Annotated in this window: 13 protein-coding genes and 1 tRNA gene; 11 read left to right on the plus strand and 3 right to left on the minus strand. The window is 66.1% G+C overall.

All coding sequences use genetic code 11. The annotated features are described in order from the left end of the window. Positions 1–131: 131 nt before the first annotated feature. The 3 genes from CFB35_RS04505 to CFB35_RS04515 all read left to right on the plus strand — a co-directional run bounded on the left by CFB35_RS04505 (position 132) and on the right by CFB35_RS04515 (position 4687). Positions 132–2441 (plus strand): DNA translocase FtsK, encoded by a 2310-nt coding sequence (locus CFB35_RS04505; RefSeq protein WP_059574121.1) that lies wholly within the window; start codon positions 132–134, stop codon positions 2439–2441. A gap of 46 nt (positions 2442–2487) precedes the next feature. Next, a complete protein-coding gene (gene lolA / locus CFB35_RS04510; protein WP_059574120.1) occupies positions 2488–3177 on the plus strand; it encodes an outer membrane lipoprotein chaperone LolA in 690 nt (229 codons plus the stop codon). A gap of 199 nt (positions 3178–3376) precedes the next feature. Continuing rightward, complete coding sequence (locus CFB35_RS04515) at positions 3377–4687, plus strand: replication-associated recombination protein A (RefSeq protein WP_059574119.1); 1311 nt, start codon at positions 3377–3379, stop codon at positions 4685–4687. Between the two features lie 52 nt (positions 4688–4739). On the opposite strand, the gene CFB35_RS04520 is transcribed toward CFB35_RS04515, so the two are convergent. Continuing rightward, on the minus strand, positions 4740–5009 hold the full coding sequence (locus CFB35_RS04520; RefSeq protein ID WP_059574118.1) for a DUF2164 domain-containing protein: 270 nt from the start codon (positions 5007–5009) through the stop codon (positions 4740–4742). A 248-nt stretch (positions 5010–5257) separates the two neighbouring features. On the opposite strand from CFB35_RS04520, the gene serS reads away from it, so the two are divergent. Then, positions 5258–6559: a serine--tRNA ligase gene (gene serS, locus CFB35_RS04525; protein WP_089464608.1), complete on the plus strand. Its 1302-nt coding sequence runs from the start codon at positions 5258–5260 to the stop codon at positions 6557–6559. 117 nt (positions 6560–6676) lie between these two features. Next, positions 6677–6767 (plus strand) — tRNA-Ser (locus CFB35_RS04530). Between the two features lie 388 nt (positions 6768–7155). On the opposite strand, the gene CFB35_RS04535 is transcribed toward CFB35_RS04530, so the two are convergent. Continuing rightward, the gene (locus CFB35_RS04535) at positions 7156–8316 is read right to left on the minus strand and encodes an alkane 1-monooxygenase (protein ID WP_089464609.1); all 1161 of its coding nucleotides are present in this window, start codon (positions 8314–8316) and stop codon (positions 7156–7158) included. A 316-nt stretch (positions 8317–8632) separates the two neighbouring features. On the opposite strand from CFB35_RS04535, the gene CFB35_RS04540 reads away from it, so the two are divergent. From CFB35_RS04540 to CFB35_RS04565, 6 genes are all read left to right on the plus strand, one after another. Beyond that, positions 8633–8908: a hypothetical protein gene (locus CFB35_RS04540; protein WP_226093717.1), complete on the plus strand. Its 276-nt coding sequence runs from the start codon at positions 8633–8635 to the stop codon at positions 8906–8908. Further along, positions 8871–9494 carry a GNAT family N-acetyltransferase gene (locus tag CFB35_RS04545; protein WP_226093718.1) on the plus strand — a complete coding sequence of 208 codons (624 nt, stop codon included), beginning with the start codon at positions 8871–8873 and terminating at the stop codon, positions 9492–9494. The genes CFB35_RS04540 and CFB35_RS04545 overlap by 38 nt, the downstream gene beginning before the upstream one ends. A gap of 169 nt (positions 9495–9663) precedes the next feature. Continuing rightward, entirely contained in the window at positions 9664–10449 is a 786-nt protein-coding gene (minC, locus tag CFB35_RS04550; RefSeq protein WP_059574115.1) for a septum site-determining protein MinC, read from the plus strand. Positions 10450–10508: 59 nt separating this feature from the next. Next, positions 10509–11324 carry a septum site-determining protein MinD gene (gene minD / locus CFB35_RS04555; protein ID WP_006476635.1) on the plus strand — a complete coding sequence of 272 codons (816 nt, stop codon included), beginning with the start codon at positions 10509–10511 and terminating at the stop codon, positions 11322–11324. A 12-nt stretch (positions 11325–11336) separates the two neighbouring features. Continuing rightward, the gene (minE, locus tag CFB35_RS04560) at positions 11337–11591 is read left to right on the plus strand and encodes a cell division topological specificity factor MinE (RefSeq protein ID WP_006476634.1); all 255 of its coding nucleotides are present in this window, start codon (positions 11337–11339) and stop codon (positions 11589–11591) included. A 160-nt stretch (positions 11592–11751) separates the two neighbouring features. Next, complete coding sequence (locus tag CFB35_RS04565) at positions 11752–12153, plus strand: YXWGXW repeat-containing protein (protein ID WP_059574114.1); 402 nt, start codon at positions 11752–11754, stop codon at positions 12151–12153. A gap of 116 nt (positions 12154–12269) precedes the next feature. Here the strand turns inward: CFB35_RS04565 and CFB35_RS04570 are convergent, their stop codons facing one another. Beyond that, positions 12270–13805 carry a chloride channel protein gene (locus CFB35_RS04570; RefSeq protein WP_059574113.1) on the minus strand — a complete coding sequence of 512 codons (1536 nt, stop codon included), beginning with the start codon at positions 13803–13805 and terminating at the stop codon, positions 12270–12272. Positions 13806–13933 lie beyond the last annotated feature (128 nt).

Raw genomic sequence — 13933 nt, forward strand, 5'->3', positions numbered from 1 at the left:
CGGCCGCGCCGGTTGGGCGCCCCGTTTCCGTCATGTAACCGTCATTTACACTTGGCGGCGCGATGCAGCGTTTACAATAAGCGCGATCGAACGACAGGCGGGCGCACGGCCCGTCCTCTTTATACGGATTCATGGCAAAAGCTCCTTATTCCGCCCAGGCACAGGCGTTGCCGCACCGGATGTCGAAGCTCCTCACGGAGATCCGCTGGATTCTCCAGGTCGCGCTCTGCGCCTTTCTGGTGATGGCCCTGCTGAGCTACAGCCGGCGCGATCCGAGCTGGACGCATGCCGCCCAGGTCGATCACATCTCGAACTGGGCCGGCCGCGTCGGCGCGTGGACGGCCGACATCATCCTGCTGCTGTTCGGCCTGTCGGCCTACTGGCTGATCGTGCCGCTCGGGCGGCGCATCGCCGTCAACTACCGCCGCATCACGCGTCACGAGGCGATTCCCGACGAACCGGAGCGGCCGATCGGCTGGCTCACCGAAATCTTTGCGTTCGTGCTGGTCGTGCTCGCCTGCGACGGCATCGAGGCGTTGCGCATGTGGTCGCTGAAGGTGCAGTTGCCGCGCGCGCCGGGCGGCGTCGTCGGCGAGGCCGTCGCGGGCGCGATGTCGCATGCGTTCGGCTTCACGGGCGGCACGCTGCTGCTGCTGATCGCGCTCGCGATCGGCCTGTCGCTGTATTTCCGCTTCTCATGGCTGTCGGTCGCCGAGCGCGTCGGCGGCGCGATCCTGTCCGCCGTCAACGTCGCGAAGCTGCGCCGCGAGGCCGAGCGCGACCGCAAGCTCGGCGAGGCCGCGGCGGTGCGCCGCGAAGGCAAGGTCGAAGAGGAGCGCGTGCGCATCGAGGATCACGAGCCGGTGACGATCGTGCCGCCGGTCGTCACGCCGGCGAAGTCCGAGCGCGTCGAGCGCGAGCGCCAGGTGCCGCTCTTTACCGACCTGCCCGGCGATTCGACGCTGCCGCCGGTGTCGCTGCTCGACCCGGCGCCGAAGACGCAGGAAGCGATTTCCGCCGATACGCTCGAATTCACGTCGCGCCTGATCGAGAAGAAGCTGAAGGACTTCGGCGTCGAGGCGAGCGTCGTCGCCGCGTATCCGGGCCCGGTCGTCACGCGCTACGAAATCGAGCCGGCCACCGGCGTGAAGGGCAGCCAGATCGTCAACCTCGCGAAGGATCTCGCGCGTTCGCTGTCGCTCGTGTCGATCCGCGTGGTCGAGACGATTCCCGGCAAGAACTACATGGCGCTCGAGCTGCCGAACCAGCGCCGCCAGACGGTGCATCTGTCCGAGATCATCGGCTCCGAGGTGTATGCGGCCGCGCCGTCGGCGCTGACGCTGAGCCTCGGCAAGGACATCGGCGGCAAGCCGGTGTGCGCGGATCTCGCGAAGATGCCGCACTTGCTCGTGGCCGGCACGACCGGCTCGGGCAAGTCGGTCGGGATCAACGCGATGATCCTGTCGCTGTTGTACAAGGCCACCGCCGAGCAGGTGCGCCTGATCCTGATCGATCCGAAGATGCTCGAAATGAGCGTCTACGAAGGCATTCCGCACCTGCTGTGCCCGGTCGTCACCGACATGCGCCAGGCCGGCCATGCGCTGAACTGGACGGTCGCGGAGATGGAGCGCCGCTACAAGCTGATGAGCAAGCTCGGCGTGCGCAACCTCGCGGGCTACAACAACAAGATCGACGACGCGGCCAAGCGCGAGGAGAAGATTCCGAACCCGTTCAGCCTGACGCCGGACGATCCCGAGCCGCTCGGCCGCCTGCCGAACATCGTCGTCGTGATCGACGAGCTGGCCGACCTGATGATGGTCGTCGGCAAGAAGGTCGAGGAACTGATCGCGCGGATCGCGCAGAAGGCGCGTGCGGCCGGCATCCACCTGATCCTCGCGACGCAGCGCCCGTCGGTCGACGTGATCACGGGCCTGATCAAGGCGAACGTGCCGACGCGGATCGCGTTCCAGGTGTCGTCGAAGATCGACTCGCGCACGATCCTCGACCAGATGGGCGCCGAATCGCTGCTCGGGATGGGCGACATGCTCTATCTGCCGCCGGGCAGCGGGTTGCCGGTGCGCGTGCACGGCGCGTTCGTCGCCGACGACGAAGTGCATCGCGTCGTCGAGAAGCTCAAGGAGCAGGGCGAGCCGAATTACGTCGAGGGCCTGCTCGAGGGCGGCACCGCCGACGGCGACGAGGGCTCGGCCGGTGCGGGAACCGGCGAAGGCGGCGGCGAGTCTGATCCGCTGTACGACCAGGCGGTCGAGATCGTCATCAAGAACCGCCGCGCGTCGATCTCGCTCGTGCAGCGTCATCTGCGGATCGGCTACAACCGCGCGGCGCGGCTGCTCGAGCAGATGGAGCAATCGGGGCTCGTGTCGGCGATGTCGTCGAGCGGCAACCGCGAAATTCTTGTGCCGGCGCGCGACGCGGAATGAGTCCGTGGCGCCCGCAGCGCCGGCCACCCAGGGAGAAAACCGCAATATGCAGCAACTTTCGTTCGTCCCTTCCCTTCGTTCGACGCGGCGCTGGCTCGGCGCGGCGCTCGCCGGCGCATCGCTGATGCTCGCGGCGACGCACGCGTTCGCGGGCGGCACCGAGCAACTGAAGGCCTTCGTGTCGCAGGTGCGTTCGGCGAAGGGCGATTTCACGCAGCAGATCGTCAAGGCGCCCGCCAAGGGCGCGAGCGCCGCGCAGGCCGCGCCGAAGCCCACCGACAATTCGAGCGGCACGTTCGTGTTCGCGCGGCCGGGCAAGTTCATCTGGACGTATCAGAAGCCGTACCAGCAGGTGCTGCAGGCCGACGGCGACAAGCTCTACGTGTACGACCGCGACCTGAACCAGGTCACCGAGCGCAAGCTGAACGGCGCGCTGGGCGCGAGCCCGGCCGCGATCCTGTTCGGCAGCAACGATCTCGACAAGAGCTACACGCTGCGCGATGCGGGCGAGAAGGGCGGCATCGAGTGGCTCGAGATGCTGCCGAAGGCGCAGGACACGCAGTTCCAGCGGATCGGCATCGGCTTCCGCAACGGCACGCTCGCCGCGATGGAGTTGCACGACGTGTTCGGCAACGTCACGCTCTTGACCTTCACGAACATCCAGACGAACCCGTCGCTGAAGGGCGATACGTTCAAGTTCGTGGTGCCGAAGGGTGCGGACGTGATCAACGGCTGACGTTCGTTGCGCCGTTTTCCCGACACGGGCCTGCCGTCAACGGCAGGCCCGTGTTGTTTGGGGGCGCGTGCAACAGACGCGAGTACCGGCGCGGGCACCAGATGCGTGTACCAGCCCCGGCGGCGCGCTCGCTCGGCTGTCATAATGTCGGGTCCGGCGGCCGGTTCGGCCGCTACCGTTTGATGTGGAGCGAGGGTTCATGTCCGACCTGTTTCAAGTCGAGCCGCGCCGCCCGCTCGCCGAGGCGCTGCGGCCGAAAACGCTCGCCGAGGTGATCGGCCAGACGCATTTGCTGGGCGAAGGCAAGCCGCTGCGGCTCGCGTTCGAATCCGGCAAGCCGCATTCGATGATCCTGTGGGGGCCGCCCGGCGTCGGCAAGACGACGCTCGCGCGGCTCACCGCGCTCGCGTTCGACTGCGAATTCATCGCGCTGTCCGCGGTGCTCGGCGGCGTGAAGGACATCCGCGAGTCGATGGAGCAGGCGAAGGACACGCTGAACCGCACCGGCCGCCACACGATCCTGTTCGTCGACGAGATCCACCGTTTCAACAAGGGGCAGCAGGATGCGCTGCTGCCGTTCGTCGAATCGGGCCTCGTGACCTTCATCGGCGCGACGACCGAAAACCCGAGTTTCGAGGTCAATTCGGCGTTGCTGTCGCGGGCGCAGGTGTACGTGCTGAAATCGCTGAACGACGACGAGATGCGCCAGTTGCTCAAGCGTGCGCAGGAAATCGCGCTCGACGGCCTCGCGTTCGACGACAAGGCGGTCGATACGCTGATCGGCTATGCGGACGGCGACGCGCGCCGCTTCCTGAACCTGCTCGAACAGGCGCAGACGGCGGCGACGTCGGCCGGCGTCGCGACGATCGATGCCGATTTCGTCGGCAGCGCGATGACGCTGAATGCGCGCCGCTTCGACAAGGGCGGCGACAACTTCTACGACCAGATTTCGGCGCTGCACAAGTCGGTGCGCGGCTCGAGCCCGGACGGCGCGCTGTATTGGTTCTGCCGGATGATCGACGGCGGCGCGGATCCGAAGTATCTCGCGCGGCGCATCGTCCGGATGGCGTGGGAAGACATCGGTCTGGCCGATCCGCGCGCGTTGCAGGTGGCGAACGACGCGGCCGAAACCTACGAGCGGCTCGGCTCGCCGGAAGGCGAGCTCGCGCTCGGGCAGGCCGTCATCTATCTCGCGTGCGCGGCGAAGAGCAACGCCGGGTACAACGCGTTCAACCAGGCGATGGCGTTCGTGAAGCAGGACAAGTCGCGCGAGGTGCCCGTGCATCTGCGCAACGCGCCGACCAAGCTGATGAAGGAACTCGGCTACGGCCACGCCTATCGTTACGCGCACGACGAGCCGAACGCGTACGCGGCCGGCGAGACGTATCTGCCGGACGGAATGCGCGAGCCGCGCTGGTACCAGCCGGTGCCGCGCGGGCTCGAATCGAAGATCGCCGAGAAGCTCGCGTGGCTGCGCGAGCTCGATCGCGAGGCGGGCAAGAAGGACTGATCGGACTGATGGCGCCGCGCGGGCCGGTTCGATCCGCGCAGCCGTGGACGCATCAGCGCTTGCGGCCCGGCTGCTGTTTCTTCCAGTATTCGAACGGCTCTTCGTGGCATTCGATATCGAGTTCGGCGACCCGCGCATGCAGGCGTTCCTGCGCGTCGGCGATCGCGAGGTTGTAGATCGCCGGTGCGATCTCCTGAATGAAGAAATGGAGCAGCGCGCCGGCCTGGATGTTGCCGATCGGCTCGTCCATGTTTTCCGTGAAATAACGTTGCAGCGACGTGATCGCGCGGTCGCGCACGTCCTTGTCGAGTTCGATGGTCATCGGATTCCTTCGCGTGCTGTGACGCGGAGCCGGCGCTCCGCCTGATACGGTTGCCGCCCGCCGGGGCGGACATGTTGCGATCCGTCATGACGACGCGCGCGGCAATTCGCCGTCCGCCGATGCGGCGGCCCGGCAATGCGATACTGCCATGGCCGGCCGTTTGCGGCATTGTCCGTCCGGCCAACGCCGTGGCGGCCGCGGGGTGCGTTAGAATTCCCGTCTTACACAACGATTTTCCAAGTCCTCCCATGCTCGACATCCAGTTGCTGCGCAAAGACCTCGACGGCGTCGCCAAGCGCCTCGCCGATCGCGGCTACACCCTCGACGTCGCCGCGTTCTCCGCACTCGAAGCGGAACGCCGTGCGATCCAGACCCACACCGAAGAGCTCCAGGCGCGCCGCAACAGCTTGTCGAAGCAGATCGGCGCGATGAAGGGGAAGGGCGAGGACACGTCGGCCGTGATGGCCGAGGTCGGCGGGATCGGCGACGAAATGAAGGCGTCGGAAGCCAGGCTCGGCGACATCCAGGCGCGCCTGTCCGAGCTGATGCTGGGCATGCCGAACGTCGCGCACGAAAGCGTGCCGGTCGGCAAGGACGAAGCCGACAACGTCGAGGTGCGCCGCTGGGGCACGCCGCGCCAGTTCGACTTCGCGGTGAAGGATCACGTCGACGTCGGCACGCCGCTCGGCCTCGATTTCGAGACGGGCGCGAAGCTCGCCGGCGCGCGCTTCACGATGCTGCGCGGCCCGATCGCGCGCCTGCATCGCGCACTCGCGCAGTTCATGATCGACACGCACACGCAGCAGCACGGCTATACCGAAACGTACACGCCGTACATCGTGAACCCGGAGATCCTGTACGGCACGGGCCAACTGCCGAAGTTCGCGGACGACATGTTCCGCGTCGAGAAGGGCGGCGAGGAGAACAAGGTCACGCAATACCTGATCTCCACGTCCGAGATTTCGCTGACGAACACCGTGCGCGAATCGATCGTCGACGCATCCGCGCTGCCGATCAAGCTCACCGCGCATTCCCCGTGCTTCCGCTCGGAAGCCGGGTCGTACGGCCGCGACACGCGCGGGATGATCCGTCAGCACCAGTTCGACAAGGTCGAGATGGTGCAGGTCGTCGCGCCCGAAACGTCGTATGCGGCGCTCGACGAGATGGTCGGCCACGCGGAAGCGATCCTGCAGAAGCTCGGCCTGCCGTACCGCGTGATCACGCTGTGCACGGGCGACATGGGCTTCTCGGCCGCGAAGACGTTCGACCTCGAGGTGTGGCTGCCCGCGCAGAACACCTACCGCGAAATCTCGAGCTGCTCGAACACCGAGGCGTTCCAGGCGCGCCGGATGCAGGCGCGGTTCCGCAACGCACAGGGCAAGCCCGAACTCGTGCACACGCTGAACGGTTCGGGTCTGGCGGTCGGCCGGACGCTCGTCGCGGTGCTGGAGAACTACCAGAACGCGGACGGCTCGGTCACGGTGCCGGAAGTGCTGCGTCCGTACATGGGCGGCATGGAGCGTATCGACGCGCCGGCGCAGGTGTCCTAACGCGGGCCTGCCGAAGCCCTCGCAAAAAAATTTGCCGAAGGGGCTTGTCAGGCGCGAAGCGATCGTCTTATAATCTTTTTCTCGCGGAAACGACCAGCCGCGAGATGCAGTAAGGAAGGAGAGGTGGCAGAGTGGTCGAATGTACCTGACTCGAAATCAGGCGTACGGTTTCCCCGTACCGTGGGTTCGAATCCCACCCTCTCCGCCAAAATACGAAGCCCCTTGATCCGGAAGGATCAAGGGGTTTTTCGTTTTGGGTCGCCGGTGCAATGTGCCGATTGCCGATTGCCGATGCAGTGACAGCGGGCGGGCTACCGGCGCATCGGATCGTGCGGATGCCGATAGCAGCGCGATCGTGCCGCATCTTCAATGCAGGCTCGCTGCATGACGACTACTACCACCGCTTCGTGCCGCACCGACTGTCGGAAGTCCTGACGGTTGTTGCATTGCTGCCTCCCGTCGTCACGGGGTCATGTTCCTGCTGCCGGAAACGGTGTGACGGGCTCGCTTCGGCACCGCGCGTGCGAAACCGGACGCCGGCGCCCGAACCGTTTCAAGCGGTGCCCGCCGGTTTCCACACCGTCCTCGCCGAACCGTCACGCCGCAGCCGGATACTGCGCCAGCACCTTGTCTCGGATCGACGGCTTGATGTTCGATTGCGCCATGTCGCCGCGATAGTGCGCGACGACACGCGGGTTCATCACGCGATACCAGAGCGGCGGCACGTACGCGAGCAGGATCATCGTCGCGTAGCCGGCCGGCAATTGCGGCGCATCGTCGAAGTGGCGCAGCGCCTGGTACGAGCGCGTCGGATTCGCGTGATGGTCGGCGTGTCGCTGCAACTGGTACAGGAACAGGTTCGTGACGACGTGATTGCTGTTCCACGAATGCTGCGGCGTGCAGCGTTCGTAGCGGCCGCTCGGCAGCTTGCGGCGGCCGAGCCCGTAGTGCTCGACGTAGTTCACCACTTCGAGCAGCGAAGCGCCGTAGACGGCCTGGATCACGAGGAACGGGATCACGATCTTGCCGGCCATCGCGATCGCGATGCCCCATACGATCGCGGTCATCGCCCACGCGTGCAGCACTTCGTTGCGCCACGTCCACGGCGAACGCCCGAGGCGCTCGAGGCGGGTTTTTTCGAGTCGCCATGCCGAGCGGATGCTGCCCGTCACCGTGCGCGGCAGGAACGCCCAGAACGATTCGCCATAGCACGCGCTCGCCGGGTCCTCGGCGGTCGCGACGCGCACGTGATGGCCGCGGTTGTGCTCGACGTAGAAGTGGCCGTACGCGACCGGTGCGAGCGTGATCTTCGCGAGCCAGCGTTCGAAGCGGTCGGTCTTGTGCCCGAGCTCGTGCGCGGTATTGATCGAGATGCCCGTCGCGGCGCCGAGCGACAGCGCGAAGCCGACATAGTCGTACCAAGCGAGCGCGTGCGTGCCGACGATCCACACGCACATGAAGAACGCCACGTATTCGACGAAAGTCGCGAGATAGACGATGTACCGGTAATAGCGCTCGCGTTCGAGATGCGGCACGACGGCTTCGGGCGGATTGTCGCGATCGTCGCCGATGAGCGTGTCGAGAATCGGGATCACGCCGAACGCGAACAGCGGACCGAACCACCAGAACACATGGAAGCCCGTCGACAGCGCGAGCTGCGCGGCGAGGATCGGCAGCGTGATCGTCAGCGCGCCGAGCAGCCACAGGTAACGCTTGCCATCCGACCAGCTCGAAGCCGATCCGTCGGTCGTTGCCATTGTCTCCCTCCAGTCGGCCGGCCCGCAGGCGGCCGCATGCAAGATCTTCGAATCCTCGTGGTCCGCGACGCGCGCGGCGGCCCCCGGATCGTCGCCCGGATCTGCCTGTTATACGACCGGCGTGCGCGCTTGCCAAACCCCCGCGCTAGGCGTGACGCTCCAAACGCCGGAGCATGCACCACGCGCGTATCGAAGCGCCCAGGCGCGCCGATTGAAACATGCAGGTAGGGGCGAATCTGTCCGTGGGTTGGCGCGTTCGTCAGATGAATGGCCCGGCGCGTGATGCGCGCATGCCGATGTGATGCGGCGGCAACAAATGTTGCATCGCAATAAAAAGGCCAGCGAAGTATTGCTGCAGCGCGTGTTTCGTTTGCTTGTATTACGTCGCATTACGGCCGCGGCAAGGCAATGCAACGCGGCTCGAAACCGGGGGGCCGCGCATCGCAAGGAGAACGAGGCGAAGCGCTGGATCACGACAGCACATTTACCGTCCAACAATCTGCGCCGATGCGCCGATGCTGCACGTGCACACCGATCGGTGCGGGTCGTCGCCGATGACCTCCGCCGCCTTTCGATCCGCGCCGCCGTTTGAAAATTACGATTTGACTCATGCCCCGCTTTCGGTTGAAGCTACTAGCTTGCTGTCCGAAGGGGGCTGTGCCTGCATGAGTTCGACCTTGACCGTTCGTCGTATCGCTGCCGATCAGGGCGGCGTGTATCGCGAACTCCGCGCTGCATCGCTGCGTGAGCCCTACGCGCCCGGCGAAGCGCCGGAGGCCGAATTGCTGACCGTCGAAACGGACGCAGCGTCGGCGATCGCCGCGCAGCGCGCCGTGTCCGACGAGTCGACGACTTTCCTGCTGTACACCGAAGGCCATCCGGCCGGCATGATCGGCGCGTATTTCGACAACACGCCCGATCGGCGCGCGTTCGTCAGCGAACTGTGGGTCGCGCATGCGGTGCGTCACCTGCGCGGTGGCGTGCTGCTGCTGGAGACGGCCACTGCATGGCTCGCCGAGCGCGGCGCCACCGACGTCTACGCGTGGATCGCCGATGCGAACCGCAATGCGATCCGTTTCTACGAGCGTGCGGGTTTCGGCAACACCGGCGAACATGCGCCGATCGCGCGGATGCCCGGCGCGATGAAATCGCTGTTCGTGTCGCAGGTAAAGCACTGACGCTGTCCCGACACGCCAGCCGGGCGGCGCGATGACAGCGCGATCGGCCGCTGGCCTGCCCGCCTGCCGGTTGCGCGTCCGCCCGGGCCGCCGCAACCCCGAGTCCCAAAAATAATGGCCGCACGCGTGGACGCCTGTAAAATACGCAAAAAATTTTTGCAGAGTGTCCATGTCGCTTAAAAAATCGCCATTCTTCGAGCTGCGCAGCGGATCGGTCGATACGTTGCTGTTCACCGTGAAGACGACCGATCTCGATGCGTTGCGTGCCGAACTGGTCAAGCGCTTCGAAGCGACTCCCGAGTTTTTTGCCGACGATGTCGTCGCGATCGACGTCCGCCGCCTGGCTGACGGCGAACGCGTCGCGCTCGCGGACATCCGCCAGATGCTGAACGACGTGCGGATGCGTCCGGTGGGCGTCGTCGCGCTGGCCACGCAGGGCTGGGCGGGGGAAGCCGGCCTGCCGTTGCTGGAGGCGCGCGATCGCCGCGCGCCGGCCGCGAAACCTGCCGACGAAGCGGAACCGGCGGCCGTGCCAGCCGTCGACACCGCCGCCGCTGGGGAAGCCGAAGCGGCGCCCGAACAGTCGCCGGAACCCGCGCCGGCGCTCGGGCAAGCCGGTGCGCAGACGCTGGTGATCGACCGGCCGTTGCGTTCGGGGCAGCAGATTTACGCGAAAGGGGACCTCGTGGTGCTCGCGCCGGTCAGTCACGGCGCGGAGATCATCGCGGAAGGCAATATTCATATCTACGCGCCGTTGCGCGGCCGTGCACTCGCCGGCGTGCACGGCAATCACGACGCGCGCATTTTCTGCACGTGTCTCGAACCGGAACTGATTTCGATCGCGGGTATCTATCGAACCACCGAGAACCCGCTGCCCGCCGACGTACTGGGCAAATCGGTGCAGATCCGGCTCGAAGAGGAAAAACTGATGATCGAACCGCTGCGCCTGACGTAATCCACGCGGTGCGCTCCGGATCGATCGGCTCTCATTGACGAACACAGGGTATTGGGTAAATGGCAAAAATCATCGTGGTGACCTCGGGCAAGGGCGGCGTGGGCAAGACGACGACGAGCGCGAGCTTCGCGTCGGGTCTCGCGCTGCGCGGCCACAAGACGGCCGTGATCGACTTCGACGTCGGCCTGCGCAACCTCGATCTCATCATGGGCTGCGAGCGTCGCGTCGTGTATGACCTCGTGAACGTGATCCAGGGCGAAGCGAACCTGAACCAGGCGCTGATCAAGGACAAGAAGTGCGAGAACCTGTTCATCCTGCCGGCGTCGCAGACGCGCGACAAGGATGCGCTGACGCGCGACGGCGTCGAGAAGGTGCTGAACGACCTCGTCGCGATGGACTTCGAATACATCGTCTGCGATTCGCCGGCCGGTATCGAAGCCGGCGCGCTGCACGCGATGTACTTCGCGGACGAAGCACTGATCGTCACGAACCCGGAAGTGTCGTCGGTGCGCGATTCGGATCGCATTCTCGGCATCCTGTCGTCGAAGACGAAGCGCGCGACGGAAGGCAAGGAGCCGATCAAGGAACACCTGCTGATCACGCGTTACAGCCCGAAGCGCGTGAGCGAAGGCGAGATGCTGTCGCTCGAGGACATCAGCGAGATCCTGCGCATCAAGCTGATCGGCGTGGTGCCCGAGTCGGAAGCCGTGCTGCACGCATCGAACCAGGGTCTGCCGGCCGTGCATATCGACGGTACCGACGTCGCCGAAGCGTACAAGGACGTCGTCGCCCGCTTTCTCGGCGAGGACAAGCCGCTGCGCTTCACCGATTACCAGAAGCCGGGCCTGCTGCAGCGCCTCTTCGGCAGCAAGTAACGGAGGCCGCCCATGTCCATCCTTTCGTTTCTCCTCGGCGAGAAGAAGAAGTCCGCATCGGTCGCGAAGGAGCGCCTGCAGCTCATCATCGCGCACGAGCGGGTCGGCGGCCGGCCGCCGGCCGATTACCTGCCGGCGCTGCAGAAGGAACTCGTCGCGGTCATCTCGAAGTACGTCCATATTTCGGACGATGACATTCGCGTGAGCCTCGAGCGCCAGGACGATCTCGAAGTCCTCGAAGTGAAGATCGAGATTCCGCAAGCCTGACGCTTGCGCGTGTCCCTCCGCACGGCGGCGCCCGCCGCCGTGCGCGTCTTACGCCCTGTTGCACTTTCGGGTACGCCGTAACACGGCGCCTGTCGGCCGTCATCCCCCGTCGCGCATTGAACGAATACGCTCGCGTAACTTGTTCAACCAGGAGGTTGTGATGGCTGTCTCTACCGTTTCACGTCGTCTCGTTTCGCTCGCGCTGTTCGCCGCGGGCCTGTCAGCCGTCGTCGCGCCGTTTGCCGCGCATGCGGACGAAATTCTCGTCGGCACGCCCGTGATCGCGCCGCAGGGGCGCATGGTCATCGCCGAGCCGGTCGCCGTGCGTACCGAGGAAGTCGTCGTCGTCGCGCCGAATGCGCCGCCGCCCGTGCGCTACGAGGTCGTACCGGCCACGCGCGTGGGCTACGTGTGGGAGCGCGGGCACTGGCGCTGGGATCATGGCCGCTACGTGTGGATCGGCGGTCACTGGGAAACCGAACGCGTCGGCATGCACTGGGTGCCGGGCCACTGGGATCAGCGCGGCCCGAACTGGTTCTGGACGCGTGGCCACTGGGCTTGAGGCAGGCGTGCGATGAAAAGAACCGCAATCGCCATCGCGCTCGTCGCGATCACGCTGGCCGGGTGCATCGTCGTGCCGGCGCGGCCGGTCTACTACCGGCCGGCGCCCGTCGTGATCTATTGAGTGTCGCGCGGGCCGGGTTGGGCCGGGGCGTCTGCGCCGGTCGCAGCCGGCGGCCCGGTATCGTCCGACGCCGGTGTCGGCGCGGCGCGGTCGGCCGCCGCCGCGGCGGCCGGCTCGTCGCCGCCTTCGTCGCGCAGCGTATCGAGCGGGTCGGCGGGGGCCGCGTTTTCATCCTGGGGTTCGGCAACGTTGCTCGCGGTGGCTGCCGTCGCTGCAGCGGCCGCGACGGGAGGCGCGAGATAGCGCTGCGCAAGCGTTTCGTAGAGCGGCGGCGCGAAAAAGCGCGAGACCCGGCTCGATACCAGCGCGGTCGCCATCAGCGAAATCACGAGCGCATGCCCGTTGATCATTTCCATCACGATCACGAACGACGTGATCGGCGACTGCGTGACGGCCGCCAGATAGCCGACCATCGCAAGTGCGATCAGCATCGGCAGGCTCATGTTGCTGAACACGGCGTGCAGCAGGTTGCCGAAGCCGGCACCGATCGACAGCGACGGCGCGAAGATCCCGCCCGGGATGCCCGGCAGGTACGACGCGACCATCGACACCATCTTCAGGAACGGATAGAACACCGACAGATGCTGACTGCCGTCGAGGAGGCCGCGCGCCTCGGCGTAGCCGCTACCGAACGTCGTGCCGCCGGATACGAGCCCCACGACGGCGATCAGGAAGCCGCACAGCGCGGCGAACCTGATCGGCCGCTCGCGATACAGGCCCAGCAGTTGCGCGGGCAGCCAGCGCCCCGTGTTGAGCAGCAGCCAGCAGAACAGGCCGCCCGCGATGCCCGTCACGATCGCGGTGACCAGCACCGCCACCGCCAGCAGTTTCGGGAAATGGAGGCCGGCGTTGATCGTGCCGAAATACGTGTAGTTGCCGTTCAGCCCGAGCGCCACGACGCCGGCGAGGATGATCGCGGTGATCAGTACGCCGCTGGCGCGCGCGGAGAAGCTGCGGGTCAGTTCCTCGATCGCGAACACAATGCCGGCGAGCGGCGTATTGAACGCGGCCGACAGCCCGGCTGCCGCGCCGGCCAATACGAGCTGGCGTTCGATCTGCGCGTTCGAGCGCGGGTAGAAGCGCCGCAGGTTGAACATCAGCGCCGCGCCGACCTGCACGGTCGGCCCTTCGCGGCCGATCGTGAAGCCGCCGAGGATGCCGAGGAACGAGATCAGTACCTTGCCGAACAGGATGCGCAGCGTCAGCAAGCGGGCGCCGAACGCGCTCGGCCGCGCATGCAGTGTCGCGATCACCTGCGGGATGCCGCTGCCCTCGGCGCCGCGGAAGAAGCGGCGCGTGATCCATGCCGACAGCGCGGCGATCGCCGGCGTCAGCAGCAGCGGCAGCCACACGGCGTGATCGCGCATCGCGCGGAAAGACTCGTAGCCCCAGTCGATCAACCGGGCGTACAGGACGGCCGCGAGCCCGACGACGATCGCCCCGAGCCAGAAGACACCATATTGGCGCCAGATTCGCAGCGAGCGGCGGGTGAGGGCGGGAAACAGCGCGGGAAGGGCGGGGCGCGGCATTGGCTCGGGCCGGAGGGCAAAGAGGGAATTATAAAAAGAACCGGATGCCAGCGGGACCTCGGAAGCCGGTAGGGAATGACAAAAATCCACAAAAGAGATGCAATTTGTTGCAAATGTAATGCTCGCGT

Origin of the sequence: Burkholderia sp. AU16482 (assembly GCF_002223285.1) — a bacterium.
Lineage (GTDB): Bacteria > Pseudomonadota > Gammaproteobacteria > Burkholderiales > Burkholderiaceae > Burkholderia > Burkholderia semiarida.

Bases quoted from the DNA above. Each gene is read 5' to 3' on its own strand.
- CFB35_RS04505 (WP_059574121.1), top strand. From the start codon at position 132: ATGGCAAAAGCTCCTTATTCCGCCCAGGCACAGGCGTTGCCGCACCGG.
- lolA (WP_059574120.1), top strand. From the start codon at position 2,488: ATGCAGCAACTTTCGTTCGTCCCTTCCCTTCGTTCGACGCGGCGCTGG.
- CFB35_RS04515 (WP_059574119.1), top strand. From the start codon at position 3,377: ATGTCCGACCTGTTTCAAGTCGAGCCGCGCCGCCCGCTCGCCGAGGCG.
- CFB35_RS04520 (WP_059574118.1), bottom strand. From the start codon at position 5,009: ATGACCATCGAACTCGACAAGGACGTGCGCGACCGCGCGATCACGTCG.
- serS (WP_089464608.1), top strand. From the start codon at position 5,258: ATGCTCGACATCCAGTTGCTGCGCAAAGACCTCGACGGCGTCGCCAAG.
- CFB35_RS04535 (WP_089464609.1), bottom strand. From the start codon at position 8,316: ATGGCAACGACCGACGGATCGGCTTCGAGCTGGTCGGATGGCAAGCGT.
- CFB35_RS04540 (WP_226093717.1), top strand. From the start codon at position 8,633: ATGTTGCATCGCAATAAAAAGGCCAGCGAAGTATTGCTGCAGCGCGTG.
- CFB35_RS04545 (WP_226093718.1), top strand. From the start codon at position 8,871: ATGACCTCCGCCGCCTTTCGATCCGCGCCGCCGTTTGAAAATTACGAT.
- minC (WP_059574115.1), top strand. From the start codon at position 9,664: ATGTCGCTTAAAAAATCGCCATTCTTCGAGCTGCGCAGCGGATCGGTC.
- minD (WP_006476635.1), top strand. From the start codon at position 10,509: ATGGCAAAAATCATCGTGGTGACCTCGGGCAAGGGCGGCGTGGGCAAG.
- minE (WP_006476634.1), top strand. From the start codon at position 11,337: ATGTCCATCCTTTCGTTTCTCCTCGGCGAGAAGAAGAAGTCCGCATCG.
- CFB35_RS04565 (WP_059574114.1), top strand. From the start codon at position 11,752: ATGGCTGTCTCTACCGTTTCACGTCGTCTCGTTTCGCTCGCGCTGTTC.
- CFB35_RS04570 (WP_059574113.1), bottom strand. From the start codon at position 13,805: ATGCCGCGCCCCGCCCTTCCCGCGCTGTTTCCCGCCCTCACCCGCCGC.